Genomic DNA, 25208 nt, shown 5'->3' on the forward strand with positions numbered 1-25208 from the left:
CGGGCCTCACGAGCATGGGTTTCCCCCAGAGCGCATTCTGGCGAGCGCGCTAGGAAGGTTGGCGACCTCGGATAAGGTGCAGGGCAGGGATACTACGCCAGCCGCCGCAGGAACGCCGCGCCGAGCTGATCATCCCAGCGGGCGAGCGGGTCGTGCGGCCCGTGCGAGTCGGAGCCGCCGGTGACGAGCAGACCGTAGCGCTGGGCCAGCTGCCCGTAGATCTGCTGCTGCGTAGGCGTGTGTGTGGGGTAGTATACCTCTATTCCATCCAGGCCCGCGTCGGCCATGGCCGCGATGTCGTGCTCGGTAGCTGGGATGGCGTAGATGCCCTTGGATCGGCCAGGGTGGGCCAGCACCACCGTGCCGCCCAGCGGGTGGGCCACCGCGATGATCTCATCCACGCCCAGCGGGCGGTAGGCCCCCGCCAGCTCGGTGAGGATGTAGCGCATGCCGGCGGCCTCGTCGCTCTCGGCGGCATCGCGGCCTGGCAGGGCGTTCTCGCGGGCCAGCGCGGTGCCCACATCGGCCACATTGATCGGGCGGTCGATCGCATCCAGGCCGCCCAGCCGGAAGCCGTGGGCATCCAGATGCGCGCGCAGGGCCAGGGCGTCGGCGTGGTTGCGGGAGAACACCGCATCGCAGAGCGCCAGCAGCTCGGGAGCCTCGGGGGCCACCCCGTACACCAGCGTGTGCCACAGCTTGCCGCCGAAGCCGCTGTCGATCTCCACGCCCGCGATCACCCGCAGCCCCTGGGCCGCGCCCGCATCCAGCAGGGCGCGCACGCTGGCCACGGTATTGTGGTCGGCGGCGGCGATAGTGGTGAGGCCGGCGGCCTGCGCGGCAGCCACCAGCGCGGCGGGCTGCCATGTGGAGTGGTGGGGGGTGGCGTTGGTGTGGATGTGTAGGTCGAACATGGCTATGCTTGCCTCTTGCTAAATTTCACCTAACGAATCCTGACGATAAAAACTCGCCATACCGCACATCAAGGCCAAATCTGCTCGATCGCGGCGGCGGTGCTGCATGAGTGTACCATACTATAGTACTAGAACAAAAGAGGACCATGGAGAGGTTGCAACTAAGAACAATGGCCACTATAATCGTGTCGTATTCTTCTCGTGATCTCGCTCAAAAAAGAAGGGTTCGCGCCTAACCAGGCAAGGCCCCGGCTAGGTCGCTACTTGGTCACATGGGGTCAGAAAGTCCATCACGATGCACGAATTCCCTTTACCATCCCCCAACGAGTCAGCATCGGACGATCAATCAGCTTTGGATGATGTGCTGCTCCAGATCGAGCGAGCTATCACCGCGCTCGTGAGCGTCGCCGATCAGGTTGTGGCGGCAGCCGTACCACGGCAGGCTATTCCGCTGCTTTTCGAGCGAATAGATTTTAACGCCCGCCGTGCTGGGGAGGCAATGCGGGTTCTGCGCGAACTCAACCTTTCAAATAACACACCTGCCACCGAGCTTTCGCAGAGCCTCACGGTCGTCGTTCTCGTCGCCGATATGGTTGTTAGCGGGCACCTGCCGCCCACCTCGCTTGGCGACGAAGATCTGTTCCGCCGCAATGTGCTGCGCGCGCAGCACTGCCTGGCCCAGCTCCAAGAAGGCCAATCGTAGCCAGCACACAAAAGCCCCGCGATACCAGCCAGTGGTATCGCGGGGCTTTTTCTATGAGCACGGCCAGCGCTAGGCGTCGCCCGCTGGCCCCTGGGGCTTGGGCGGCGCGGGCTTGCCCCGCTCGGGCTTCTTCTCCTGCCCGTTGTAGCGGTTCATCGCCACCCCCATGCCCTCGCGCACGATCAGCTCCATCGCATCGGCAGCCGCGCCCAGGATGCCGGGCAGCTGCTCCTCCTGCTCGCGGGTGAAGCGGCTGAGCACATAGTTAGCCGTATCCCAGCCCTGGGGCGTGCGGTCGATGCCCAGGCGCAGCCTTGGGAACTGCTGGCTGCCCAGCAGCGACACGATCGAGCGCATGCCGTTGTGCGTGCCCGAGCTGCCGTTGGCGCGCAGGCGCATGGCCCCAAACGGCAGATCAAGGTCGTCGTAGACGATCAGCAGCTCGCTGGCTGGGTCGACCTTGTACCACTGGCGCAGCCCGGTGACGGCCTGCCCGCTCAGGTTCATAAACGTGAACGGCTTGGCCAGCGCCACCCGCTGCCCGGCGATCACGCCCTCGGCCACGCGGGCCTTCGAGCGCTTCTCCGAAAAGCTCAGGCGATAGCGGTCGGCCAGCGCATCCACCGCGCGAAAGCCGATGTTATGTCGGGTCTTAACGTACTCTTCGCCTGGGTTGCCCAGGCCCACAATCAGCCACACACCATCCCCCATGGGGCAGCCGCGCCTAGGCGCGCGCCGCCAGCTTATGCTCTTCCGGCCTAGCGCGCCGCCTTGAGAATGTCGAGCAGGCGTGTGACCTCGTTGGTATCGGTCGGCTCGCTGCCGCACAGGCACTGGCGCGCGTAGGTCTCGGCCACCAGCGTGTTCAGGCTGGCCACCGAGGCCTTGATCGCCGACAGCTGGATGACCACATCGCGGCAGTGGCGGTCGTTCTCGACCATGGTCTGCACGCCGCGTATCTGCCCCTCGATCAGGCGGAGCCGCCGCTGAACCTCGGCCTTCACCTGCGGGTTGATCGTATCGCTCGCGGAAGGGGTTTCCATAGGCGCTACTCCTTATGCCGCCGCAGAGGGCGCTCGATCCCCCACACACAAAGCCCGAGTGCCAGCGCCAGGGGAACCCTGGGCTGGCGCTCGGGCCTGCGCGACACGGGGCCAGATCTACTTGCTGATGGTCGTCTCAAAGGCCTCTTGCAGCTTGCTCTTGGGGAGCGCGCCCTGGATGCGGTTGACCTCTTTGCCATCCTTGAAGAAGATCATGGTGGGGATGGCCATCACGCCCAGCTGGCCGGCCCAGCGCTGGTCTTCGTCGATGTTGACCTTGGCCACGGTTACGCGGCCCTCGTACTCGCCCGCAAGCTCTTCGAGCACGGGCGCAATAGCGCGGCACGGCGGGCACCAGGGTGCCCAGAAATCGACCACAACCGGGGTGTCGGCGTTGATCGCCTGCTGCTCGAAGGTGGCATCGGTAATAACAATTGGCTTGGCCATGGTAGTGCTCCTTTATGTTCCAGAGGGCGGGTATATACCCCCTGGGGGTACTGGGTATAGTATAGCACGTCCCCGTGGAAAGTCAAGATAGGCAAGGATCGTTCCAGCACTTGCGCTTCTGGGGTGGGGCGCTACAATGAGCGACGCACCAAGCTACTGAAAAAGAAGGAGCGACCCATGAGCGCTATCGGACGTGACACCACCCTCACATGGCTCGGCCACGCCACCTGGCACATCCTCTCGCCAGGCGGCAAGCGCCTGCTGATCGACGCCTGGCTTGGCTCCAGCCCGACCTTCCCGGCCAGCTGGGCGGCCAGGCTGCACGATGAGGGCGTGGACTACATCCTGATCACCCATGGCCATATGGACCACATCGGCGACCTGCTGGGCATCGCCGAGCAGACCAAGGCCACCCTGGTGTGCCAGTTCGACATCGTGCCCTGGCTGGTGGCCAACGGCGTACCCGAGGAGCGGATTATCGGCTTCAACAAGGGCGGCGCGGTCGACCTAGGCGGCGTGCAGGCCACTATGACCAACGCCACCCACTCCAGCACGGTGCACCACCAGGGCCAGATCATCCCTATGGGCACCGAGGCGGGCTATGTGCTGCGCATGGAGAACGGCTTCACCATCTACCACACCGGCGACACCGCCGTGCACGCCGACATGCAGATCATCGGCGCGCTCTACCAGCCCGAGCTCACCATCTTGCCAATTGGCGACCACTTTACCATGGGGCCGCGCCAGGCCGCCTACGCGCTCAAGCTGATCGGCTCGCGCTACGCCCTGCCCAGCCACTACGGCACCTTCCCGCTGCTGCGCGGCACGCCCGATCAATTGCGGCAGCACCTGGCCGAATTCGCAGTACAATGCGATGTGCTCGCACCCAAGCCGGGCGAGCCTGTTTCCTAGCCTGGAAGTGAAAAGGCAGCACGATGAAGCTGATTGTTCCACAAACTGCTGTCGCCGACATTGAGCCAACCATACGCACGATAGCGCCCGATCTCAGTATCGTCCATATCGCCGAAGATGGAAGCGCCGATGGCGACATAGCTGATGCCGATGCCATCTTACGCTGGATGATGAGCAAGGTGCTCGACACCACGATCGACCAAGCGCCACGCCTGCGCTGGGTGCACACCATGAGCGCAGGCGTCGATGGATTCCGCCTGGGCGATCTGGCGCGGCGCAAGATAACGCTCACCAACTCGGCGGGGGCACACGCCATCGCCATCAGCGAATTTGTGCTTTCCACCATGCTCGGCAGGGTCAAGCGCCTGCGCGAGCTGGCCAGCTTCACCCCCGGCGACGCCTGGCAGCGCAGGCGCTCGCTCGATATGGGCGAGCTGTACGGGCAGACGGTGCTTATCCTGGGGCTGGGCAGCATCGGGCGCGAGATCGCCAAGCGCGCCCACGCCTTTGGCATGCGGGTGATCGGCAGCCGCCGCCGCCCCGTGCCCATGCCGAACATAGACGTAGTGGTGGGCGATCACCAGTGGCGCGACCTGCTGCCCCAGGCCGACTTTGTGGTGGTGGCCACGCCGCTCACCGCCGCAACGCGGGGCATGGTGGATGCCGACGCCTTCGGGCGCATGAAGCCAGGCGCGTACCTGATCAACATCGCGCGTGGGCAGATCGTGGACAGCGACGCCCTGATCGATGCGCTGCGCACCCGCAGGCTCTCCGGCGCGTCGCTCGACACCCTGCCAGTAGAGCCGCTGCCAGCCGACCACCCGCTGTGGAGCGCGCCCAATATCTGGATCACGCCCCACATCTCGTGGATGTCGCCCCGCACCCAAGAGCGCTCGCTCAGCTACTTCTACGAGAACCTGCGGCGCTTTGTGGCGGGCGAAGATCTGATCAACGTGGTGGATATCCAGCAGGGCTACTAGCTGCCGAGCTGCTCAGCACAAAGGCCTGGATCGCATGATCCAGGCCTTTGTGCGCATACACACAGTGGCATGTTATGTCCACAAACAATCCATCACACCAGAAGCTCGCGCACATCCGCCGGGATGGCGTGCGCCACCCCGCTGGCCGCCGAGCGCTGCGCCGCTTCCAGCACAGCATCCACATAGGCGGCCTGGCCAAAGCTGGCCAGTGGCCCGGGCTGGCCGCCCAGCGACTGCAGGTAGCCCGCCACAGTGGAGAGGTGCCAGAGCAGCGTGGCGGTAGGCACCTCGGCGGTGGGGTAGGTGGGCGTGGGCGCGCTGGCGCTGAGCGTGGAGATGATGCGGCGGCCCTGGTCGTCGGCGATCTGCAGCTCGTTGGGGTGTGCGGCGTCGAAGATCAGCGTGCCCCTGGTGCCGTAGGCCTCCACCCGCAGGTCGTCGGCGGTGCCAGCCGCCACCTTGGATGCGTGGGCCGTGCCGATCGCGCCGTTGGTCAGCTCCAGGCTCAGCCAGGCCGCATCGTCGCTGGTGATCTGGGCGGTGCCGCCACCCGCCGTGGGGCGCTGGCCGATCAGGGTGCGGGTCTGCGCCGAGACGGTGTGGGCAGGCCCCAACAAAAAGGTGATCAGATCGACCAGATGCGAGCCAAGGTCGAGCAGCACGCCGCTGCCCGCGCCCTGGAAGCGCCACGTCACCGCGCGGTCGCGCTTGAGGTTGCTGGCGCGGTAGTAGCGCAGGTGAAAGCCGACCGGATCGCCCAGGCTGCCCTGCTCGATCCAGCGGCGGGCATGCTGCAGCGCGGGGATGTTGCGGAAGTGGTAGTTGACGCCACACACCAGGCCGCGCTCGACGGCCAGCGCGGCCAGCGCCGCAGCCTCGCGCGGCTCCACCGCCAGCGGCTTCTCGCAGAACACCGGCTTGCCCGCATCCAGCGCCGCCCGCACGATCGCCGCGTGGTCGGCGGTGGGCGCGCAGCAGTCGATCAGGGACACCTGCGGGTCGGCCAGCAGATCGGCCAGGCTGGTGGTGGCGCGGACTTCGGGCAGCTCGCGGCCCACCCGCTCGGCCGAGCCGGGCGTGGCCACCTGCACGGCGGCGATGCGCGGCTGCAGGGCCAGCGCGGGGTAGCACAGCGGGATCATACGGTAGCACAGCGCGTGCACGCGCCCGATGCCGCCGTAGCCGATCAGGCCAACACCTATCTCAGCCATCTGCGCGCTCCTCTTGCGAAAATGGGCCAGCGCCAGCCAGCGCCAGCCGCTCTAGCTCGGTCAGCGCCTCCAGCGCGTGCCGATGCGTCGCAGGCTCGCTCTGGTCGAAGCCGCGCGCCGCAAACTCATCCATATCGAGGGGCAGGATCGTGGATCGGTCGGGGGAGACGAAGAGGTCGATCTCCAGATCTTCGGATGTGATGATCTGGCCATCGTAGCTGGCGGGCTTGGTGACATTGCAGTACCAGCCTTTGAACGCGCCCGCCGCACTGTAGATGGCGTAGATGTTGTACCAGCGGTCGGTGTAGTAGTGCTCAAGGAAGCGGTCGCCATCCTCGAACACCACATAGCCCAGGTCGAGCCGCCCGCGCCGCCAGAAGGCCCGCACCACGATCTCAGGGCCATCCTGCCGCAGCAGATCGGCCTCGAACGCTATCGTCGTCGCCTTCCCAGGCTTGAGCAGCCGAACCTCGACCATAGGCACCGCCTAGTTCATGTCATCGCCCGAGATGCTGTCGCGTAGGATCTCCAGGTACTCCAGCGCCAGGCCCGTACCGATCGCCACACAGTTAGCGGGCTGGTCGGCCACATAGCAGGGCACGCCCGTCACCTCGGTGAGCAGCTCGTTGATCCGGCGCAGCATCGAGCCGCCGCCCGTCATCACCATGCCCTTGTCGATGATGTCCGATGAAAGCTCGGGCGGGGTCTCGGCCAGCACCGCGCGCACCGCGTTCACCACAGCCTCCAGCGGCTCCTGCAGGGCCTCGGTGATCTCGTTCGAGTTCACCTCGATGGTGCGGGGCAGCCCGGCCACCTGGTCGCGACCGCGCACCTGCATGGAGAGCGGGCGGCTGAGCGGCAGGGCCGATCCGATCTCGATCTTGATGCTCTCGGCGGTGCGCTCGCCGATCAGCACGTTGTACTTGCGCTTGATATAGGCCGCGATCGCCTCGTCGAACTTGTTGCCGCCCACGCGCACCGAGGTGCTGACCACAATATCGTTCAGCGAGATCACGGCCACCTCGGTGGTGCCGCCGCCAATGTCGATGATCAGGTTGCCCGAGGGCTGCGCGATCGGGATGTTCGCGCCGATAGCCGCAGCCAGCGGCTCGCGGATGAGGTAGGCCCGCCCAGCGCCAGCCGACTCGGCGGCGGTGCGCACGGCCCGCATCTCCACCGTGGTGACGCCCGCCGGGATGCAGATCATCACCTCGGGCTTGCTGAAGCGCAGCGGCCCGCTGGCCTTGCCGATAAAGTGCTTCAGCATCGCCTCAGTAATATCGTAGTCGGCGATCACACCGTTGCGCATCGGACGCACCACCTCGATGCTCTCGGGCTCGCGCCCGACCATCGCCAGTGCATCCGCGCCCACCGCGCGAACGCGATTTGTCTTGGTTGAGAGGGCCACGACCGAAGGCTCGGAGAGAACGATACCCCGGCCTTTGACATACACCAGCACATTCGCAGTGCCTAGGTCGATACCAATTTTCCGCGCCATAAAACCTCATTCAGCAGCAGTTTCACGGCGTACCGATGGATCGTGAAACGCGCCATAAATAATACCACCAAGCACCCAACTCACAAAATCGCGTGGCTGGGGCCTGGTGGCATCGGCTCGCCGTAGGGATCTAACTGCCGCGAACGCGCCCGCGCAGCTGCGAGACACGCAGGCGGATGAGCGCCTTTTTGAGCGAGGCCTCGGCGGCGGCGGTCTGGCGATCGCTCTGGCGGTTGGCCAGGCTGGTCTCGGCGCGCTGGCGGGCGGCGGCGGCGCGGGCCTCGTCGATCTCGTCGGCGCGCTCCACCGTGTCGGCCAGAATCGTCACCCGGCTGGAGGCGACCTCCATAAAGCCGCCCGAGATGGCGTAGGGCGTGCTCTCGCCGTTCTTGATAATGTCGAGCTCGCCGACATCCAGAATCGTCAGCAGCGCCTCGTGCCGGGGCAGGATGCCGACGCGGCCATCCTTGGTCGGCGCGTTGATCTGGTCCACCTCATCCGAAAGCACCAGGCGCTCGGGCGTCACTATCTCAAGATGCATGGGCATGGGCTACGCTCCCACTTCGCTTGTTCAGATCACGGGGGTCAGAAAAAACAGCAACTGGCAAAAATACGATAGGTCGTCGTTTTCTTCTCTTCTCGCCGCTCTGCTCCCACCTTTGGCGAAAAGCGGCAGGGCAGCGCCCTGCCACTTTTCACAGAAGGCAGCGTGTCACCTACTTGCGCGAGGCCTCAAACGAGGCGATCACGTCATCCAGCGTGCCCTGCAGCAGGAAGTACTGCTCGGGGATGTGGTCGACCTCGCCCTGCAGCAGGCGGTCGAAGCTCTTCACGGTGTCGGCCACCGGCACATATTTGCCGGGGCGGCCCGTGAACTGCTCGGCCACGTGCATCGGCTGCGAGAGGAAACGCTCGACCTTGCGGGCGCGCGCCACCGTCAGCTTGTCCTCGTCGGACAGCTCCTCGACGCCGAGGATGGCGATGATGTCCTGCAGATCCTTGTAGCGCTGGAGGATGCGCTTCACATCCTGCGCCACGCGGTAGTGGTCATCGCCCACCACGTTCGGGTCGAGGATGCGGCTGCTCGATGTCAGCGGGTCGACGGCGGGGAAGATACCCTTCTCCACGATCGAGCGGTCGAGCGTGATCGTCGCATCCAGGTGGGCGAAGGTCGTGGCCGGGGCCGGGTCGGTGTAGTCGTCGGCGGGCACATACACCGCCTGCATCGAGGTGATCGAGCCCTTCTTGGTCGATGTGATGCGCTCCTGCAGCTCGCCCATCTCGGTGCCCAGCGTCGGCTGGTAGCCCACCTGCGAGGGCAGGCGGCCCAGCAGCGCGGAGACCTCGGAGCCGGCCTGCACAAAGCGGAAGATGTTGTCGATGAACAGCAGCATGTCGCGGCCCTCATCGCGGAAGTACTCGGCCATGGTCAGCGCGGTCAGCGCCACGCGCAGGCGCGCGCCGGGCGGCTCGTTCATCTGGCCGAACACCATCACGGTCTTGTCGAACACGCTAGTATTCTCGTCGATGCGGGCGTCCTTCATCTCGTGGATGAGGTCGTTGCCCTCGCGCGAGCGCTCGCCCACACCAGCGAACGCCGAGTAGCCCGACTGCTCGCGGGCGATGTTGGCGATCAGCTCCTGGATGGTCACGGTCTTGCCCGTGCCCGCGCCGCCGAAGATGGCGGTCTTGCCGCCGCGTGTGAACGGCGCGATCAGGTCCACCACCTTCAGGCCGGTCTCAAAGATCTGGGCCTGGGTCGACTGCTCCTCGAACGAGGGCGCGGGCTGGTGGATGGCGCGCAGCTCGACATCGCTGATCGGCGCGCCACCGTCGATCGGGTCGCCCAGCACGTTGAACACGCGACCCAGCGTCACAGGGCCAACCGGCACCGAGATCGGGCGGCCTGTGTCCACGGCCTGCACGCCACGGCGCAGGCCGTCGGTGGTGGACATAGCCACCGCCTTCACCACGCCGCCGCCGAGCTGCTGCTGCACCTCGGCCACCAGGCGCGTGCCGTCATCGAGCGGAATCTCAAGCGCGTTGTAGATCTCCGGCTCCTGCCCCTGCGGGAACTGGGCCTGGAGCACAACGCCGATAATATCGGTAACGGTTCCGATTCCCCCTGCCATATAGTTCTCTCCTGAGGTGTCGATTGTTGGCCGCAGCGGCGTACGCCGACGCGATCAGCAATTACGACAGCGCTGCGGTACCTGCCGCAATCTCCGATACTTCCTTGGTGATATTGGCCTGGCGCGTCTTGTTGAGCGAGAGCGTGTAGTCGCGGCGCAGCTCCTTGGCGTTGTCGGTGGCATTTCGCATCGCCACCATGCGCGCCGAGTGCTCGCTGGCCACCGCCTCAAGGATGGCCTGGTAGAGCGTCACCTCGACAAAGCGCGGCAGCAGGCTGCGCAGCACCTCGTCCTGGTCCGGCTCGTAGGTGTAGTCCGACCCTGTGGTCTCGACATCGGATGGCAGCTCGACGGGCACCAGCCGCTTCAGGCGCGGGCGCTGCACCAGGGTGTTGACAAACTCGGCGTACATCACATACACCTCGTCGTACTTGCCCTCGCGGAAGCCGCCGATGCCCACCGTCGCCGCGCCCAGCACCTGCTCAAGGGTGGGGAAGTCGCCCAGCTTGGTCAGCTCGGCCACCATCGGCATCTTGTTGCGCGCCAGGAAGTCGCGGCCCTTCTTGCCGATCGCGATCAGGTCGACCGAGCGGCCCTTCTTGGTCTCATCCAGGTAGAACTGCGACATGCGGCGCAGCAGGTTGCTCACCAGGCTCCCCGCCATACCACGGTCAGGCGTCACCACGATCAGCGCGACCGAGCGGACGTTTGGGCGCACCTCAAGCAGCGTACCCACGCGCGAGCCGCGCGAGCGCGACATCAGGTTGCCCATCAGCTCCAGGATACGGTCGGCATAGGGCCGCGTCGCCAGCACATTGCGCTGCGCCCGCCGCAGACGCGATGAAGAGACCATCTCCATCGCTCGCGTGATCTGCGCCAGATTCTTCACCGACCGAATGCGGCGTCGAATTTCTCGTGTACTTGGCACGGTATCTCCAGATATACGTGGAGAGCGGCGCGGGGAAGGCGGTATCGGCCCGCCCCGCGCTGCTCCTGCTTAGTCTTCCGTGTAGACGTTCGTCTGGTTGAACTCCTTGATCGCCGACTCCAGCGAGGCCTTCAGCTCGGGGGCGGGGAAGTTCTTGGCGGTCTTGGTCGCATCCAGCTCGCGGTTGATATCGGGGTGGGCCGTGCGCATAAACTGGAAGAAGTCGGCCTTCCACTGGCCGACCTTGCTCACCGGCACCGCATCCAGGAAACCGTTGGTGGCGGCGTAGAGCAGCGACACCTGCTCCTCCAGCGGCATCGGCTGGTACTGCGGCTGCTTGAGCGCCTCCTGCAGGCGCATACCACGGTCGATCTGGGCCTTGGTGGTGGCGTCCAGATCGGATGCGAACTGGGCGAAAGCCGCAAGCTCGCGGAACTGCGCCAGGTCGATGCGGAGCTTGCCCGCCACCGAGCGCATGGCCCGCGTCTGCGCCGCGCCGCCCACGCGCGAGACCGAGAGGCCCACGTTCAGCGCTGGGCGCTGGCCCGCGTTGAACAGGTCGGACTCAAGGTAGATCTGGCCGTCGGTGATCGAGATCACGTTGGTTGGGATGTAGGCCGACACGTCGTTGGCCTGGGTCTCGATGATCGGCAGCGCGGTCAGCGAGCCGCCGCCGTGCTCCTCGTTCAGGCGCGCGGCGCGCTCAAGCAGGCGCGAGTGCAGGTAGAACACGTCGCCGGGGTAGGCCTCGCGGCCCGGCGGGCGGCGCAGCAGCAGCGACACCTGGCGGTAGGCCGTGGCGTGCTTCGAGAGGTCGTCGTAGATGATCAGGGCGTCTTTGACCAGCTCGCCGTTGATCGTCACGCCGTTCTCCATGATCTCCTCGCCGATCGCGCAGCCGGCGTAGGGGGCGATGTACTGCAGCGCCGCCGAGTCGGAGGCGGTGGCGGCCACCACGATGGTGTAGTCCATCGCGCCGTGCTTCTCCAGCGTGCCCACGATCTGGGCAACCTGGGCGCGGCGCTGGCCGATCGCCACGTAAATGCAGACGATGCCCTTGCCCTTCTGGTTGATGATCGTGTCCACCACCACGGCGGTCTTGCCGGTCTGGCGGTCGCCGATGATCAGCTCGCGCTGGCCACGGCCGATCGGGATCATCGAGTCGATCGCGATCACACCGGTCTGCAGCGGGGTATCGACCGACTTGCGCAGCATCACGCCGGGGGCCACGCGCTCCACCACGCGGTAGCTGCTGCTCTCGATCGCGCCCTTGCCGTCGATCGGGCTGGCCAGCGCGTCGATCACGCGGCCCACCAGAGCCTGGCCAACCTTGACCGAGATCACGCGCCCGGTCGAGTTGACCTGGTCGCCTTCCTCGATGCTCTCGTAGGGTCCAAGCACGATCGCGCTCACGCCCGAGCGCTCAAGGTTCAGCGCCATACCGTAGATCGGCTCGGCGCGGCCCGGCTTGGCCGGAAACTCGAGCAGCTCGGAGGCCATGGCGTTATCTAGGCCATCAATCTTCACCACGCCATCGCCCACGGCGGTCACGGTTCCCACCGTCACCACGCGGGGCTTCACATCCACGCCCTGCTGGATGCTTTTCAGAAGGCGGTCATATAGTTCCTGAGTCGCAACGCTCATCGTTGGCTCCTTTAGCAGCGTTCTGATCTCTGCCCGCCAGCCAACGTGCTGGCGGCGTGGAAACAAAAGGGGCGGGCCAGGTAACCCACGCGACGCATAGGTGCCCGCCCGCCAATTGCAGCAACAACGGCCATTTAGCTCGACATCATGCTGCGCTGCACGGCGTTCAGCCTGGTGCGGGCGCTGTTGTCGAACACCTGATCGCCCACGCGGATGATCAGGCCGCCGAGAATTGACGGGTCTACACTGAATCGCAGATCCAGCCGTTCGCCATATGCCTGGCGCAGTTGCTGCTGAACATTTGCCTGCTGGGCCGTGTCAAGGGCACCCGCGCTGATCACCTCGGCGCTCAGGGCCTTCTCGGCCTTGGCGGCGGCCAGCAGCTCGAAGCTGCGCGCCACCGTGTCGAGATCGCCAAGCTTGCCCTGCTGGGTCAGCAGCAGGATGGCGTTGCGCACCTGAAGCGGGGTGTCCGGCGGCAGCGCCTCATCGACCTGCGCCGCAGAGACCTCGCCATTTCCCACCGCCAGCCGGTTGGCAGCGGTGCGAAGCGAGCCAAGAGTCGCGCTGATCAGCGAGTCGTAGAGGGCGCGGGCCAGGACTTGAGCTTCGGACGTACTCACAGTGTCCTCCAAGATGGAAAGCAGAGTGCTTGGCGTGCGGGCGTGTCAGACCCAACGAATGAGCTGACGCCCACACGCCGCGCGCCCCACCTAGTTCTGTCGTCCAAGCTGAGCCAGCGACTCCTCGATCAGCTTATCGTGGTTGGTCGAAAGCTCCGCGCCGATCACCTTCTCCGCCGTCGCCGTCACCAGGGCGGCCATCTGGCCCTTCAGGTCGCGCAGCAGCTGATCGCGCTCCTGAAGCGACTGGGTGCGCGCCTCGGCGCGGATGCGATCCGCCTCGGCGCGGGCCTGGGCCACGATCTCGACCTCCTGGGTCTTGGCGCGCTCCTGGGCCTGGGCCACGATGCTCGCGGCCTCCTGGCGGCCCCGGGCGACCTCGGCCTCGTAGTCCTTCTGGGCGCGGGCCAGCTGCGCCTTCACCTGCTCGGCCTCCTGCAGGCTCGTCTGGATGCGGTTGGTGCGCTCGTTCAGCATGTTGAGCACCGGCTGGTAGAGGTAGCGCGACAGCAGCCACACCAGCAAGCCCACGTTCACAATCTGCGCGAACAGGAGCGCCCAATTAATACCAAGTTTTTCCACTCGACGCTCTCCTTACTCGTAGGTGTTTGGTTCGTACGACGGCGACTAGATAATGCTGAAGCCAATCAGAATACCAAAGACCAGAGCAAAGATGAACAGCGACTCAGCAAGCGCGAAGCCCAGGAACATGTACGTTCGAACCAGGCCCTCTGCCTCTGGATTGCGGCCCATAGCCTGGAGCGCACCGCTGAAAATGATGCCGATACCAGCGCCAGGTCCGATAGCGCCAAGGCCGATAGCCAGCGCCATCGCAAGAAGCCGCACAGTCTGCTCAGTCATTGATGATGCCTCCTTAGAAGAAAGGGTCCAATGCGTCTGTCAAAAGGTGAAACAAAATGCTCTGCGTATAATGGTGATCTAGTGCGCGGCGTGCGGAGCGACATCCGACTCCACCTGCACCGTGCCGACATCGTGCCCTTCCTCATCGTGCGACGCGTGGCCGATCACCGCGGTCGAGAAGAAGATCAGGGTGAGGATGGCGAAGATGATCGCCTGCATGAAGGCGACAAACACCTCGAAGCCATAGAATGGAAGCGGCAACAGGTACGGGAAGAGGTAGGACATCACCAGGAGGATGACCTCTCCGCCGAAGATGTTGCCAAAAATTCGGAAGGCGAACGAGATAATACGGCTGAACTCCGAGATGATCTCGATTATGCCCACGAAGAAGCCCAGGAAGCCCTCGCGGAAGTTGAAGAACTTGGTGAGATACGAGAAGCCAAGGGCCTGGAAGCCGAAGAACTCCACCATAAACATGGCCACCAGCGCGAAGGCGAAGGTCACGTTCAGGTCGGCTGCGGGGGCGCGGAAGAACGGCACCACCGTGCCACCGCAGTGCAGCGGCCAGCTGACGAACACCGTATTGTTGGCCTGAGCCTCTCCAGCGTGCCCTTCGGCGGCGGGCGCAGCGCCCTCGGCGGCGTGCCCCTCGGCAGCAGCGGCGGGCTTCTCCACCTCGCACAGGCCGATCGAGCCGACGCCCGGCACCAGCGCGAAGAAGTTTGCGTAGAGGAAGAACATAAAGATCGTCGCCGGCAGGGCGAAGAACTTCGCGACATTCTTACGGTCGATGCCGACCGCGAAGTTGTAGAGCGCCTCGACGGTGGCTTCAATCACATTCTGGAAACCGCGCGGCACCAGCTGCATGCTGCGCACGCTCAGCATCGTCAGGATCAGGGCCACATCCACCAGCAGGGTCATCAGCACCGCGTTGGTGAAGGGGATGCCGGTGGCGCACAGGCCGTGCTCTGGCTCGCCGCCGCCCAGACATGTCAGCGCCTCTGCGGCAGCGGACACATGCAGATCGCTCTTAGCCATGCGAACATTGAGCGCGAAGAGCACACCACCAATAACCAGAACCGCAAGCAGCACCATCAGGACGCGGTTGCGCAGTAGGCCATTCAACATGCGCCAGCTCCCTCCTTAACTTTCAGCGACTTTGGGAACTCTTTCACAATCAATATAACATAGAGGGCATAAAAATTCAACCTAGCGATAAGGTTGAAATTGTGCCAAACGTAACAACCTTGTGTATGGAGTTTTGGCGGCGCGAGTATAGCATAGTTCGCCATCTTGCGCAAATGTTTGTTGCCATACGGCTATTGCGTGTAGAGAAACCGCTACGATCATTTGCTCTACACGCAACACCGATGGCATCTAGGAGAGGTACTCCAGCATGTCGCGGATGGCGCGCTTGGTGTAGACCCAGGCCGTGCCGATCTTGGTGGCAGAGGCGGCCTTGTCGAAGATCAGCACCAACATGAACTGCTGCGCCATATCGAAGCAGTAGAGATCGAAGTGCGACCCCTCCTGCATGTACAGGGCGCTCGAGTCGCGCTCGCGCAGCATCTGCGAGATCTGGCCCGCCGCCGAGAAACTGGTGGAGAGCAGGGGCAGCAGCACCATGGTGGAAAGGCCGCTGGTTGAGCCGACCTCGGTGAGCACCATGCCCTCACGGTTGCTCAGCAGGATGCACTGCGCGCCCACCTCTTGCAGCAGGTCGCTCATACGGCTGCGAATGGGTGTCAGGTTGTCGGCGGTGAGCACCAGGGCGTTGCGGCGCGAGCCAGGCTTGCGGGGCGCAGGCGTAGGCATCGGCGGGCGCGGGGCTGGCTCGGGGCGCGTGGCTGGCTCAGGGTCGCGGCGTGCGGCGCGGGGCTCGGGGTCGCGGCGGCGCGGGGCTGGCTCGGGCTCGGGGGCGGCAGGCTCGGGGGCGGCAGGCTCGGGCTCGGGCTCGGGGGCGGGAGCGACGGGGGCGGCGCTGATCGCAGCCAGCAGGGCTTCCTTCAGCACGCCGACGTCGGTCAGCGCATCCAAGAACTGGTAGACGCCATGGCTCTGCGCCTGCTTGGCGGCACGCGGGTCGGGCTGGCGGCTGCACAAAATGACCCGCGTGGGCAGGCCAAAATTTGGCAGGATCTCAGCGAGATCCATACCGCTCATGCCGGGGAGATCAATATCTGCAACGATCACCTCGGGCGGCGCATTCCGCACTTCCCAGAGGGCATCGTTTGCCGTTTCCAGCATTTGTACTTCGATATCATCATTCAGATTTCCCTGCAACGAGCGCAGCACCTCGTTGTCGCCAGGTACGATAATGAGTCGGTGGGCCATTCGTCTTTTTCGCCTTTCCCCAGCTGGAGCCGCCAGCCATCAGCTATGAGCTATCAGCTATCAGCAAGCAGCGCCCGCGTGGCGCGTGTGGGTGGAAATATTGTACACCACTTTGCGCATCCGTTTGCACGCGGTATGCCGCCTGCGTCCTAGCTCGTGCTTTCTATCTATCCTACGATGCTACGGGCAGGGCCACCGTGAAGGTGCTGCCCTGCCCCTCTTTGCTCTGAAGCCAGACTATACCGCCCAACACTGCGGTTAGCTCGCGCACGATCGCAAGCCCGAGCCCGATGCCGCCGTGCTCGCGGGTGAGCGACTCTTCGACCTGGTAGAAGCGTTCGAAGATCCGCAGCTGCTCGCGCTCGGGGATGCCTACGCCAGTGTCCTCGACCTCCACCACTGCCCACATGCGGCTCAGCTCACGCCCCGTTGGGGTATGCCCCTTGAGCTGTTCAACCGGCTGAAGCGATGCGCGAACATCGATCTTGCCGCCCGGCGGCGTGAAGCGCACCGCATTCGAGATCAGATGCCCGGCGATCAGCTGCACCTTCTCGCGGTCGCTCACCAACGTGATCGGCGGCTGGCTGGGCGTGAAGGAGAGCGTCAGCGCGTGCTCCTGGGCCAGCGGGCCAAGATTACTACAGGCATCCTTTAGTAGATCGCCAAGCACGATCTGGTCGGCGCTCAGGTTGGCCTGGCCCATGTCAAGGTGGCGCAGGCTAATCATGTCATCGACAATCCCACGGATGCGCTCGCCATTTTCCAGCACGCGGCCTAGGTAGTCGCGCTGGGTATCGGTGGTCGACTGGTCGCGCAGCATCATGGTGTAGCCCAGCACCAGCGAGAGCGGCGTGCGCAGCTCGTGCGAGGCCACGGCGATAAACTCGCCCTTGAGCTTGTCGAGGTCTTTCAGGCGGGCGTACGCCTCATCCAGCTGGCTGTAGAGCACGGCGTTGCGCAGCGCGGTGCCGGCGTGGTTGGCCAGCAGCGCCAGCTCCTCTTGCGCGCCAAGCCGCAGCTCGGGCGCCTGGCCATAGCAGATCACCAGCACGCCGGTGATCTCGCCCTGGGCGTAGAGCGCCGTCGCGATGCCGTAGCTGGCCTCGTGGCCACCCATGGTGCCCAGCGGCTCGTCGCCACTGTGCTGCAGGCGGCGCTGCACGGTGGCCTTCTGGGCCAGCCGCCGCCCGCCCGGCAGCAGGGCCGCGCCCGCGTGCGAGGCGATGGTGACGGGGCGCTCGGCATTCACCAGCACAAAGCCAAACTGGCCGCCGCTCTGCTCAAGGGCGATCCGCAGCAGCGTCGCGCCCAGCTCCTGCACATTCAGCGTGCTGATCAGGGCCTCGCTATGCGCCAGCATCTGCTCAAGGGCGCGCAGGCGCAGGTTGTCCTGCAGCAGGCCGCGCTTGTGTAGGGCCTGCTCGACCGCCAGGCGCAGCTGGTCAAGCTCGAAGGGCTTGGGCAAGAAGTCGGCGACCCCGCGCTGCACCGACTGCTGCAGGTTCTCCTTCGATGCAAAGCCCGTCATAATAATGATAGCGATCGCGGGGTCGCGATCGCGTGCGATGTGGGCGAGGTCGAGGCCGCTCATGGTGGGCATCTTGATGTCGGTGAGCAGCAGATCAAAGGAGAGCTCGCCCTGCAGCAGGCGCACCGCCGCATCGGGGTCGCAGGTGGTCAGCACCTCGTAGCCGCTGCGCTGCAGGGTGCGCGAGCACACATCGCACATATACTGCTCGTCGTCCACCACAAGGATACGCCCCAGAAATGGGGCGGGCGGCGCGCTATTCATCTGCGGTTCTGGCGTGCTCACCGGCAGTGCATCTCCTCATAGTAGCGCTCGGTACGACCGGCGTGGTGGCGGGGTGCCCCTGCGCTGGGGCCAGCGAGCAGGCGCGGTACGCCATAGCTAGCTCAGCACCTCAACCGCAGTCACTGGCACCAGGGCGGTCGAGCCGTCATCCAGCTGCACATCCACCGCCTGGGTGCGCACGCGCCCGGCCACCTTGCGCGGCACATTCGAGACCGTGCGCACCTGGCCCACCGCGCCCAGGTGGTCGCGATCCAGCAGGCGCACCTGGGTGCCGGGGCGCAGCGTGGCGGGCTGCGATTCCATGGGGATGTTGGATGTGCGGGCCGAGAGCGGGATGACCACGCGTGGGCGGGTGTGCGGGTAGCGCAGCTGGGTCAGCCCTTCGATCAGGGCCTCCTGCCGATCGTGCGCGGCCAGCAGCTCGAACAGCGCGGTGGCCATGGGGCGCGCCCCAAAGCCCTCGGTGACCACCAGGGTGAGGTCGTAGGCCCGCTCGGTGGCGGCCACCGGCATCTGCCATGTGCTCACGCCCACCCGCCAGTTGTTGGCGGTGCTCCAGCCCAGGAAGGTGGCCAGCTCGTCGGCGTCGATGCCGCCTACGATCACGCCGCGCACCTGCTCGGCCACGGCGCGGCGCAGCGCCGCCGCGGTGACGCTGCTGCCGCCGATCAGCACGGCGTAGGCGCTGCGCGCGTCGATCATCTCGGGGCGGATGGGCTCGGATGGGTCGGTGACCAGCAGCCGCAGCACGCCCGAGCGGTCCGGGCCAAAACCGATCGCGCCATAGACCTGCGCGGCGGGGGTCTCGATCTGCACACCGCGCCCTGGGATCACATCCATCACCAAGCCGCGCACGGTGGCCTGCAGCTCGTAGGTGACAGGGTCGGGCGTGATAGTGACATAGCCCGTCTCGGCATCCACGGCGGTAATGATCCCGGCGATAGGTGCATGGAAGGCGCGCCCGCCGATCGGGCTGGTACGCGCCAGCAGGTCGCCCTTGTTGATCTTGTTGCCCACCTCGCGCTTCATGGCGCGCTCGACGCTGGCCGGAGTGATCGACAGCGAGCGGGCGACATTCATGATCAGCGGGCGGGCGGGCAGAAAGGCACGGGCGACCACATCTTCTGGCTCGACGCGCTGGCCGGTGCGCACCAGCACCTCGCCGGGCTGTGGAAGGCGGCGCTCGATTCTCGCTAGTGCGCCACTGATAAGCGGTGGTATTCCAGAGGGGACGTATAGTGACATGGTGTGGCGTTCTCCGCGCTAGGACGAACTGCTGTGCCATTATAGCACAGCCGATAGCGTGCGGCTAGGGGAAATTGCGCAGTAGAAGGGCATAGACCACCGCCGCCGACTATTTTATTTCTGCGTAGAACTATCTTCGATAGGCATGGTCCGCAGGCATGGCGGCGGCCCGGATCCTCGCGCGCCCTGCAACTTTCAGGCGCCCGCAGCCGTCTCAGCACCAGAACGTAAATGCCCAAGACAATACAGACCTTCAAGCACATTCCATCCCGAGGTTACAATACCATGTATACACCAACACAGCGGCTTATGCGCAGCCGCAACGAGAAAGTGATCGCCGGAGTGGCCGGCGGCATCGCGCGCTACCTGACCGTCGACCCAGTGTTCATCCGCCTGGCCTTCATCGCGCTGAGCATCACCGGCCTGGGGCTGCTGCTCTACCCCATCCTGTGCGTGATCATGCCGCTGGAGCCAGAGGGCGAGGCCGCCTACGCCGACCCCGCCGCCCAGGCCAGCCCCGCCGACACCGACCGCCGCAAGCACCTGCTGGGCTACGCCCTGCTGTTTGTGGGCGCGCTGGCCCTGGCCAGCGGCAAGGTGGCGCTAGGCATGGTGCTAGCCAAGGTGCTGTTCCCCCTGATCGTGATCGGCATCGGCGTGATGCTGCTGGCCCGCAGCCGCTAGGCGGGCGCTGCCGGGCAGGGCGGGTGCCCTGCCCGGCAGCCCCACCTCACAGCTTGTCCGACCAACAAAACCACGAATTGACGGCAGCCCTATAGGATGCTATACTTCTTAATTGCATCGTCCTCCCGGTGAGGGCGCTGTCTTGTTTTGTCTCTTGAACAGAAGGAGCGCTGCGATTAGAGACCGGCTTCGCATCAACAACCGCATCCGCGCGCGCGAGGTTCGCGTGATCGACGACGAGAATAACCAGCTTGGTATTCTCCTCCTGCGCGATGCTTTGGCTTTGGCTGAGGAACGTGGGCTCGACCTTGTCGAGGTCGCGCCAAATGCTGTGCCGCCCGTGTGCCGCCTGATGGACCACGGGAAGTACCGCTATGAGCAGACAAAGAAGGAACGAGAGGCACGGAAGAATCAGAAGCAGGTTGAGATTAAGCAGATCCGCCTAGAGCCAAAGACCGACTCGCATGATATTGATGTGAAGACAGGCCAGGCGCGGCGTTTCCTGCTGGAAGGCGACAAAGTCAAGTTCAACCTGCGGTTCCGTGGCCGCGAGATCGTCCACCAGGAAATTGGGCGCGAGATCCTGGAGCGGATTGCGGAGAACCTCCGCGATATCGCAATCGTCGAGCAGCGCCCGCTCATGGAAGGGAAAGTGCTGTCACTTACGCTGGCGCCTAATCAAAAGGCTAAGACTCAGCAATCACAGCGCCAACCCAAAGAAAATGCCGAGCGCCCCGCCCGGCCATCGCCCTCGGTAGAAACCGACGGGGCAGAGGAAGAGAACGAGGATTAGTTCATGCCGAAGATGAAAACGCACAAGGGTGCATCCAAGCGCTTCAAGGTGACGGGCACCGGCAAGCTGGTTCACCAGCAGGGCCGCCGCGGCCACTTCCGCCGCCGCAAGGCCACCCGCCTGCTGCAGCAGCTGGACAAGCTGAAGGCCATCCCCGAGACCAGCGAGCGCGCCATCCGCGCCGCGCTGCCCTACGGCCCGATCCGCTAAGAAAAGTTTTATATTTACTCTTGTTTTAGGAGACGATAATGGCACGTGTAAAGCGTGGCGTGATGGTGCGCAAGCGCCACAATAAGCTGCTCAAAGAGGTGAAGGGCTACCGCGGTAGCCGCAGCCGCCGCATTAAGGTCGCTCGCGAGACGTTGATGAAGGCGCTCTCGTACGCCTACCGCGACCGCCGCAACCGCAAGCGCGACTTCCGCCGCCTGTGGATCACCCGCATCAACGCGGCTGCGCGCCTCAACGGCATCAGCTACAGCCGCCTGATGAGCGGGCTGAAGAAGGCCAACATCGACATCGACCGCAAGATGCTGGCCGACCTGGCCGTGCGCGACCCGAAGGGCTTCACCCTGGTGGTCGAGCAGGCCCAGCGCGCGATCAGCGCCTAGCTACCGCAGGCTGCCGCCGCCCGCCTCTGGCATTCTATGCCAAGGTAGGCGGCGGCTCTTTTGTTTTATAGGGCATGGTATGATCGCAAGCACAACAAACCCCCACGTGAAGCAGATCCGCGCGCTGGCCGCTGGCCGCCGCGATCGGCGCGAGCAGCGGCTGTTCGTGATCGAGGGCGTGCGGCTGGTGGCCGACGCGCTTGGCTCGCAGGCCAGCCTGGAGCTGGCGCTGTACGCCCCCGAGCAGCTAGAGACGACCGAGGCGGGCGCGGCGCTGCTGGCCCGGCTACGCGCGCTGCCGCGCTGCCACGAGGCCAGCCCGCAGGCGCTGGCCGCCGCCGCCGACACGGTGCACCCGCAGGGCGTGGTGGCGCTGGTGCGCTGGCCGCAGGTGCGGCGCGGCCAGGGCGGGCTGGCGCTGGTGCTGGATGCCATCCAGGATCCTGGCAACGCGGGCACGCTGCTGCGCAGCGCCGAGGCCTGCGGCGTGGACATGGTGCTGTGCTCGCGCGGGACAGTGGATGTGTACAGCCCCAAGGTGGTGCGCTCGGCCATGGGCGCGCACTTCCGGCTGTGCGTGGAGCAGGACCTGGGCTGGGGCGAGATCGCCGAGCGCTGCGCGGGGTTGGCGCTGTACGCATCCGACGCGGAGGCGACACAGGCCTACCACCAGGCCGACATGCGCCAGCCCTGCGCGCTGATCGTGAGCAACGAGGCGCAGGGGCTGAGCGCCGAGGCGGCGGCCATGGCCACGGGCATGCTGAGCATCCCGATGCGCGGCGGGGCCGAGTCGCTGAACGCGGGGGTGGCGGGCAGCATCTTGCTGTTCGAGGCGCTGCGCCAGCGCTCGGTAGAATAAGCGGCCTAGCCCATCCAGCGAAGGTGTACGGTAGACGACGCTGGCCATGATCCAGACCGCAGCGGCGTAGGTGCGGATGGGAGGCGGGCGCATTTTCTCCCTTGCTATCGTGGGTTTCTGCGAGATGGTGCGGCTTTCGCAAAATGGAGATAACATCTGTTGGCCTTCGCACCTTCGCCTCTTCGCGGTAAATAGGTATCTTTACCTCTCTTGGTGCCTTGGTATCTTGGTGGTAAACGGTCTTGGTGGCGAATTCCGTCGCAGGCCGCACGCGCACTTGCGCGGCTGCGGTATAATAGGCGCAGCATACAAGCTGTGACGAAGCAAAAGTAGGCATGGGGAAGCGATCAGAGAGCGGTGGTCAGCGGCTGGGAGCCGCCGCCGTGGAAGCATGCCGAAGTTCTCTTCTGAGCTGAGCGGGGAAACCTGGGCGTCGCCCGTGGGAGTAGTCGTTTCCGGCGGCCCGCCGTTATCGGGCTGTGAGGGCCTGCTGCGCCACGCGCGGGGGCCAAATCAGGGTGGTACCACGGGTCACGCCTCGTCCCTGCGAGCGCGTGGCTTTTTTGTTGCCCGGCGACCTGGGGGTGGCCGGGGCGGAGGATAATGGAGCATATGGCACTGAGCGACGATCTGAAGGCGCTGCAGGAGCGCGCCCTAGGGGCGCTGGCGGCGGCGAACGACGCGGCGGCGCTGGCCGAGTGGAAGACCAGCTTCCTGGGCAAGAAGGGCGAGCTTTCACAGCTGAGCCGGGGCCTAGGCGCGCTGACGCCGGAGGAGCGCCCGGCGGCGGGGCAGGCGTTCAACGCGGTGCGGCAGGCGCTGGAGGCCGCGATGGACGAGACCGAGCAGCGCGTGAAGCAGGCGGCGCGGGCCTCCGACTTCGCGCAGGATGAGGTGGACGTGACGCTGCCGGGGCGCAGCCCGAGCGTGGGCCGCATCCACCCGATCAACCAGACCATCCGCGAGATCATCGATATCTTCGGCGATATGGGCTTCCAGGTGTGGGAGAGCCCCGAGATCGAGACCGACGAGGTGAACTACGGCCTGCTGAACTTCCCGCCGGAGCACCCGGCGCGCGACATGCAGGACACGTTTTATGTCGACACGCCGCCAGATGCCGAGAAGCTGGTGCTGCGCACGCACACCTCGGGCGGGCAGATCCACGCCATGCGGCGCTTCGCGCCCGAGCCGGTGCGCGTGCTGCTGCCGGGCAAGGTCTACCGCAACGAGCAGGTGTCGGCGCGGTCGGAGATGCAGTTCAGCCAGTTCGAGTTCCTGGCGGTGGGCAAGGGCATCACCCTGGCCGACCTGAAGGGCACGCTGGGCGCGATGGCCGAGCGGCTGTTCGGCGAGGGCACCAAGGTGCGGCTGCGGCCCTCCTACTTCCCGTTCACCGAGCCGAGCGCGGAGATGGATGTGACCTGCTTCCTGTGTGGGGGCAAGGGCTGCCGGATCTGCAAGCACAGCGGCTGGCTGGAGATCGGCGGCTGCGGCATGGTGCACCCGAACGTGCTGCGCAACGGCGGCTACGACCCGGCGGTATACAGCGGGTTCGCGGGCGGCTTCGGGCCGGAGCGGATCAGCCTGCTGAAGTATGGGATCGACGACATCCGCTGGTTCCTGAGCGGCGACGAGCGGCTGATCCAGCAGTTTGGATGATGTGCGAGCGACCAGCGCGACGGAGCGCCCGATGAGGCACCACCGACCAGTCCTGATCCTGCTGCTGCTGTTCGTCGGGCTTGCGGCGCTGTACAGCGCGGCCACGCCGCTGGGCGAGGGGCCGGATGAGCCAGGGCACGCGGGGTATGTGTTCTTCCTGGCCAGCGCGGGGCGGCTGCCCGACCCGCGAGCGGGCGAGGTGCCCGGCGAGGGCCACCAGCCGCCGCTGGCCTATGTGGCGGCGCTGCCTGCCGCGCTGTGGCTGCCCGCCGACCAGCGGGCGCTCGACCAGCCCGCCAACGCGCGCTTCGCGTGGGGCGGCGGGGGCGATAGCAACGCGGTGGCCCACGGCAGCCGCGAGCTGTGGCCGTGGCGCGGCGCGGCGCTGGCCTGGCACCTGATGCGGCTGGCCAGCGTGGCCTGGGGCGCGCTGGCGGTGGGCACGACCTACCTGGCCGCGCTGGCCGGGGCGGCGCGGCTGGCTCCCGGCGTGGAGCCGAGGCGCCTCGCGCTGCTGGCCGCCGCCGTAGTGGCGCTGAACCCGCAGTTCCTGTTCATCTGCGGGGTGGTGAGCAACGACCCGGCGCTGGCGGCCTGCTGCGCCGCGGCGCTGTGGCTGGCCCTGCGCGGGCCGGGGGCATGGCCGATGGCGCGCTACGGCGCGACGCTGGGCCTGCTGCTGGGGCTAGGCCTGCTGGTGAAGCTAAGCGCGCTGGTGCTGGGGCCGCCGCTGGCGCTGGCGCTGGCGGCCTGGGCCTGGAAGCCTGGGCGCGCGGGCGCGGCGCGGCGGCTAGCGGCTGGCGCGGGCGCTTTTGGCGGCGCGGCAGCGCTGGCGGCGGGCTGGTGGTTCGTGCGCAGCTGGCAGCTGTACGGCGACCCGCTGGGCGTGGCGGCCTTCAGCGCCGAGTTTGCGACGCAGCCGTTCGACTTCACCAGCCCGCTGGCCTGGGCCATGGCGCTGGGCCAGCTGCATAGCTCGTTCTGGGCGCGCTTCGGCTGGATGAACATCGCGCCGCCGCTGTGGGTGGTGTGGCTCTACGGCGCGCTGGCGCTGGCCGGGCTGGCTGGCTGGGCGATCCAGGTGCGGCGCGGCGGGCTGCGGCCCTGGCTGCCGCCGCTGGCCCTGATCGCGACAGCGGGGGCGTGGCTGCTGCTGTTTGTGCGCACGGCGGGGCTGGTGGGCTGGCAGGGGCGGCTGGTCTTCCCCGCGCTGCCCGCGCTGGCCCTGCTGCTGGCGGCGGGGCTGGCCCACCCCGTGTGGCGCTGGCCGCGCGCCAGCGCGGCGGCGGGGCTGGCCGCGCTGGCGCTGCCCGCGTG

General features: G+C 65.9%; 27 protein-coding genes and 1 pseudogene. 9 read left to right on the top strand and 19 right to left on the bottom strand.

Translation table 11 applies throughout. From position 1 onward, the window contains the following. Window positions 1-92: 92 nt before the first annotated feature. The gene (locus tag F8S13_07865) at window positions 93-914 is read right to left on the bottom strand and encodes a PHP domain-containing protein (protein KAB8143813.1); all 822 of its coding nucleotides are present in this window, start codon (window positions 912-914) and stop codon (window positions 93-95) included. A gap of 295 nt (window positions 915-1209) precedes the next feature. On the opposite strand from F8S13_07865, the gene F8S13_07870 reads away from it, so the two are divergent. After that, entirely contained in the window at window positions 1210-1617 is a 408-nt protein-coding gene (locus tag F8S13_07870) for a hypothetical protein (protein ID KAB8143814.1), read from the top strand. Window positions 1618-1686: 69 nt separating this feature from the next. Here the strand turns inward: F8S13_07870 and F8S13_07875 are convergent, their stop codons facing one another. The 3 genes from F8S13_07875 to trxA all read right to left on the bottom strand — a co-directional run bounded on the left by F8S13_07875 (window position 1687) and on the right by trxA (window position 3107). Continuing rightward, window positions 1687-2316: an aminoacyl-tRNA hydrolase gene (locus F8S13_07875; protein KAB8143815.1), complete on the bottom strand. Its 630-nt coding sequence runs from the start codon at window positions 2314-2316 to the stop codon at window positions 1687-1689. Between the two features lie 59 nt (window positions 2317-2375). Further along, window positions 2376-2660 carry a metal-sensitive transcriptional regulator gene (locus F8S13_07880; GenBank protein ID KAB8143816.1) on the bottom strand — a complete coding sequence of 95 codons (285 nt, stop codon included), beginning with the start codon at window positions 2658-2660 and terminating at the stop codon, window positions 2376-2378. A 117-nt stretch (window positions 2661-2777) separates the two neighbouring features. Then, window positions 2778-3107, bottom strand: coding sequence for a thioredoxin (gene trxA / locus F8S13_07885; GenBank protein ID KAB8143817.1), 330 nt, complete (start codon window positions 3105-3107; stop codon window positions 2778-2780). Between the two features lie 177 nt (window positions 3108-3284). On the opposite strand from trxA, the gene F8S13_07890 reads away from it, so the two are divergent. Further along, the gene (locus F8S13_07890) at window positions 3285-4019 is read left to right on the top strand and encodes a metal-dependent hydrolase (GenBank protein KAB8143818.1); all 735 of its coding nucleotides are present in this window, start codon (window positions 3285-3287) and stop codon (window positions 4017-4019) included. A gap of 23 nt (window positions 4020-4042) precedes the next feature. Then, the gene (locus tag F8S13_07895; GenBank protein KAB8143819.1) at window positions 4043-4999 is read left to right on the top strand and encodes a D-2-hydroxyacid dehydrogenase; all 957 of its coding nucleotides are present in this window, start codon (window positions 4043-4045) and stop codon (window positions 4997-4999) included. Between the two features lie 92 nt (window positions 5000-5091). Here F8S13_07895 and F8S13_07900 read toward each other — a convergent pair whose 3' ends face one another. The 14 genes from F8S13_07900 to F8S13_07965 all read right to left on the bottom strand — a co-directional run bounded on the left by F8S13_07900 (window position 5092) and on the right by F8S13_07965 (window position 19288). After that, complete coding sequence (locus tag F8S13_07900; protein ID KAB8143820.1) at window positions 5092-6210, bottom strand: Gfo/Idh/MocA family oxidoreductase; 1119 nt, start codon at window positions 6208-6210, stop codon at window positions 5092-5094. Next, on the bottom strand, window positions 6203-6688 hold the full coding sequence (locus F8S13_07905; GenBank protein KAB8143821.1) for a DUF402 domain-containing protein: 486 nt from the start codon (window positions 6686-6688) through the stop codon (window positions 6203-6205). The genes F8S13_07900 and F8S13_07905 overlap by 8 nt, the downstream gene beginning before the upstream one ends. A 9-nt stretch (window positions 6689-6697) precedes the next feature. Further along, on the bottom strand, window positions 6698-7708 hold the full coding sequence (locus F8S13_07910; GenBank protein KAB8143822.1) for a rod shape-determining protein: 1011 nt from the start codon (window positions 7706-7708) through the stop codon (window positions 6698-6700). Window positions 7709-7838: 130 nt separating this feature from the next. Further along, a complete protein-coding gene (locus F8S13_07915) occupies window positions 7839-8255 on the bottom strand; it encodes a F0F1 ATP synthase subunit epsilon (GenBank protein ID KAB8143823.1) in 417 nt (138 codons plus the stop codon). Between the two features lie 169 nt (window positions 8256-8424). After that, window positions 8425-9840, bottom strand: a complete 1416-nt coding sequence (locus tag F8S13_07920) for a F0F1 ATP synthase subunit beta (protein ID KAB8143824.1) — start codon at window positions 9838-9840, stop codon at window positions 8425-8427. A 61-nt stretch (window positions 9841-9901) separates the two neighbouring features. Next, entirely contained in the window at window positions 9902-10768 is an 867-nt protein-coding gene (locus tag F8S13_07925; protein KAB8143825.1) for a F0F1 ATP synthase subunit gamma, read from the bottom strand. A 69-nt stretch (window positions 10769-10837) separates the two neighbouring features. Then, a complete protein-coding gene (locus F8S13_07930; GenBank protein ID KAB8143826.1) occupies window positions 10838-12412 on the bottom strand; it encodes a F0F1 ATP synthase subunit alpha in 1575 nt (524 codons plus the stop codon). Between the two features lie 134 nt (window positions 12413-12546). After that, window positions 12547-13059: an ATP synthase F1 subunit delta gene (gene atpH, locus F8S13_07935; GenBank protein KAB8143827.1), complete on the bottom strand. Its 513-nt coding sequence runs from the start codon at window positions 13057-13059 to the stop codon at window positions 12547-12549. 66 nt (window positions 13060-13125) lie between these two features. Continuing rightward, window positions 13126-13617 carry a F0F1 ATP synthase subunit B gene (locus tag F8S13_07940; GenBank protein ID KAB8143828.1) on the bottom strand — a complete coding sequence of 164 codons (492 nt, stop codon included), beginning with the start codon at window positions 13615-13617 and terminating at the stop codon, window positions 13126-13128. 45 nt (window positions 13618-13662) lie between these two features. Beyond that, window positions 13663-13896 carry an ATP synthase F0 subunit C gene (gene atpE, locus F8S13_07945; protein ID KAB8143829.1) on the bottom strand — a complete coding sequence of 78 codons (234 nt, stop codon included), beginning with the start codon at window positions 13894-13896 and terminating at the stop codon, window positions 13663-13665. Window positions 13897-13974: 78 nt separating this feature from the next. Further along, window positions 13975-15024, bottom strand: a complete 1050-nt coding sequence (locus F8S13_07950) for a F0F1 ATP synthase subunit A (protein KAB8143830.1) — start codon at window positions 15022-15024, stop codon at window positions 13975-13977. Window positions 15025-15273: 249 nt separating this feature from the next. Continuing rightward, a complete protein-coding gene (locus tag F8S13_07955; GenBank protein KAB8143831.1) occupies window positions 15274-16230 on the bottom strand; it encodes a response regulator in 957 nt (318 codons plus the stop codon). Between the two features lie 172 nt (window positions 16231-16402). Continuing rightward, complete coding sequence (locus F8S13_07960) at window positions 16403-18022, bottom strand: response regulator (protein ID KAB8144092.1); 1620 nt, start codon at window positions 18020-18022, stop codon at window positions 16403-16405. 117 nt (window positions 18023-18139) lie between these two features. After that, window positions 18140-19288, bottom strand: a complete 1149-nt coding sequence (locus F8S13_07965) for a hypothetical protein (GenBank protein KAB8143832.1) — start codon at window positions 19286-19288, stop codon at window positions 18140-18142. Window positions 19289-19573: 285 nt separating this feature from the next. On the opposite strand from F8S13_07965, the gene F8S13_07970 reads away from it, so the two are divergent. The 6 genes from F8S13_07970 to pheS all read left to right on the top strand — a co-directional run bounded on the left by F8S13_07970 (window position 19574) and on the right by pheS (window position 23891). After that, on the top strand, window positions 19574-19972 hold the full coding sequence (locus F8S13_07970) for a PspC domain-containing protein (GenBank protein ID KAB8143833.1): 399 nt from the start codon (window positions 19574-19576) through the stop codon (window positions 19970-19972). A 142-nt stretch (window positions 19973-20114) separates the two neighbouring features. Beyond that, window positions 20115-20765: a translation initiation factor IF-3 gene (locus tag F8S13_07975; protein ID KAB8143834.1), complete on the top strand. Its 651-nt coding sequence runs from the start codon at window positions 20115-20117 to the stop codon at window positions 20763-20765. A 12-nt stretch (window positions 20766-20777) separates the two neighbouring features. Continuing rightward, window positions 20778-20975 carry a 50S ribosomal protein L35 gene (rpmI, locus tag F8S13_07980; GenBank protein ID KAB8144093.1) on the top strand — a complete coding sequence of 66 codons (198 nt, stop codon included), beginning with the start codon at window positions 20778-20780 and terminating at the stop codon, window positions 20973-20975. 38 nt (window positions 20976-21013) lie between these two features. Continuing rightward, window positions 21014-21373: a 50S ribosomal protein L20 gene (gene rplT / locus F8S13_07985; protein KAB8143835.1), complete on the top strand. Its 360-nt coding sequence runs from the start codon at window positions 21014-21016 to the stop codon at window positions 21371-21373. Between the two features lie 79 nt (window positions 21374-21452). Next, window positions 21453-22232: an RNA methyltransferase gene (locus F8S13_07990; GenBank protein KAB8143836.1), complete on the top strand. Its 780-nt coding sequence runs from the start codon at window positions 21453-21455 to the stop codon at window positions 22230-22232. Between the two features lie 618 nt (window positions 22233-22850). Then, window positions 22851-23891, top strand: a complete 1041-nt coding sequence (gene pheS / locus F8S13_07995) for a phenylalanine--tRNA ligase subunit alpha (GenBank protein ID KAB8144094.1) — start codon at window positions 22851-22853, stop codon at window positions 23889-23891. Between the two features lie 659 nt (window positions 23892-24550). Here the strand turns inward: pheS and F8S13_08000 are convergent. Continuing rightward, window positions 24551-24640, bottom strand: a pseudogene (locus F8S13_08000) (cell wall synthesis protein). Window positions 24641-25208 lie beyond the last annotated feature (568 nt).

The organism is Chloroflexia bacterium SDU3-3 (genome assembly GCA_009268125.1).
Taxonomy (GTDB): Bacteria; Chloroflexota; Chloroflexia; order Chloroflexales; family Roseiflexaceae; genus SDU3-3.

Coding starts and splice junctions, on each gene's coding strand:
- F8S13_07905 (KAB8143821.1), bottom strand. CDS start 6,688: ATGGTCGAGGTTCGGCTGCTCAAGCCTGGGAAGGCGACGACGATAGCG.
- F8S13_07955 (KAB8143831.1), bottom strand. CDS start 16,230: ATGGCCCACCGACTCATTATCGTACCTGGCGACAACGAGGTGCTGCGC.
- F8S13_07880 (KAB8143816.1), bottom strand. CDS start 2,660: ATGGAAACCCCTTCCGCGAGCGATACGATCAACCCGCAGGTGAAGGCC.
- F8S13_07870 (KAB8143814.1), top strand. CDS start 1,210: ATGCACGAATTCCCTTTACCATCCCCCAACGAGTCAGCATCGGACGAT.
- F8S13_07900 (KAB8143820.1), bottom strand. CDS start 6,210: ATGGCTGAGATAGGTGTTGGCCTGATCGGCTACGGCGGCATCGGGCGC.
- F8S13_07920 (KAB8143824.1), bottom strand. CDS start 9,840: ATGGCAGGGGGAATCGGAACCGTTACCGATATTATCGGCGTTGTGCTC.
- rplT (KAB8143835.1), top strand. CDS start 21,014: ATGGCACGTGTAAAGCGTGGCGTGATGGTGCGCAAGCGCCACAATAAG.
- F8S13_07965 (KAB8143832.1), bottom strand. CDS start 19,288: ATGTCACTATACGTCCCCTCTGGAATACCACCGCTTATCAGTGGCGCA.
- trxA (KAB8143817.1), bottom strand. CDS start 3,107: ATGGCCAAGCCAATTGTTATTACCGATGCCACCTTCGAGCAGCAGGCG.
- F8S13_07895 (KAB8143819.1), top strand. CDS start 4,043: ATGAAGCTGATTGTTCCACAAACTGCTGTCGCCGACATTGAGCCAACC.
- F8S13_07865 (KAB8143813.1), bottom strand. CDS start 914: ATGTTCGACCTACACATCCACACCAACGCCACCCCCCACCACTCCACA.
- F8S13_07890 (KAB8143818.1), top strand. CDS start 3,285: ATGAGCGCTATCGGACGTGACACCACCCTCACATGGCTCGGCCACGCC.
- atpE (KAB8143829.1), bottom strand. CDS start 13,896: ATGACTGAGCAGACTGTGCGGCTTCTTGCGATGGCGCTGGCTATCGGC.
- F8S13_07910 (KAB8143822.1), bottom strand. CDS start 7,708: ATGGCGCGGAAAATTGGTATCGACCTAGGCACTGCGAATGTGCTGGTG.
- F8S13_07990 (KAB8143836.1), top strand. CDS start 21,453: ATGATCGCAAGCACAACAAACCCCCACGTGAAGCAGATCCGCGCGCTG.
- F8S13_07950 (KAB8143830.1), bottom strand. CDS start 15,024: ATGTTGAATGGCCTACTGCGCAACCGCGTCCTGATGGTGCTGCTTGCG.
- F8S13_07970 (KAB8143833.1), top strand. CDS start 19,574: ATGTATACACCAACACAGCGGCTTATGCGCAGCCGCAACGAGAAAGTG.
- F8S13_07915 (KAB8143823.1), bottom strand. CDS start 8,255: ATGCCCATGCATCTTGAGATAGTGACGCCCGAGCGCCTGGTGCTTTCG.
- rpmI (KAB8144093.1), top strand. CDS start 20,778: ATGAAAACGCACAAGGGTGCATCCAAGCGCTTCAAGGTGACGGGCACC.
- F8S13_07930 (KAB8143826.1), bottom strand. CDS start 12,412: ATGAGCGTTGCGACTCAGGAACTATATGACCGCCTTCTGAAAAGCATC.
- F8S13_07960 (KAB8144092.1), bottom strand. CDS start 18,022: ATGAATAGCGCGCCGCCCGCCCCATTTCTGGGGCGTATCCTTGTGGTG.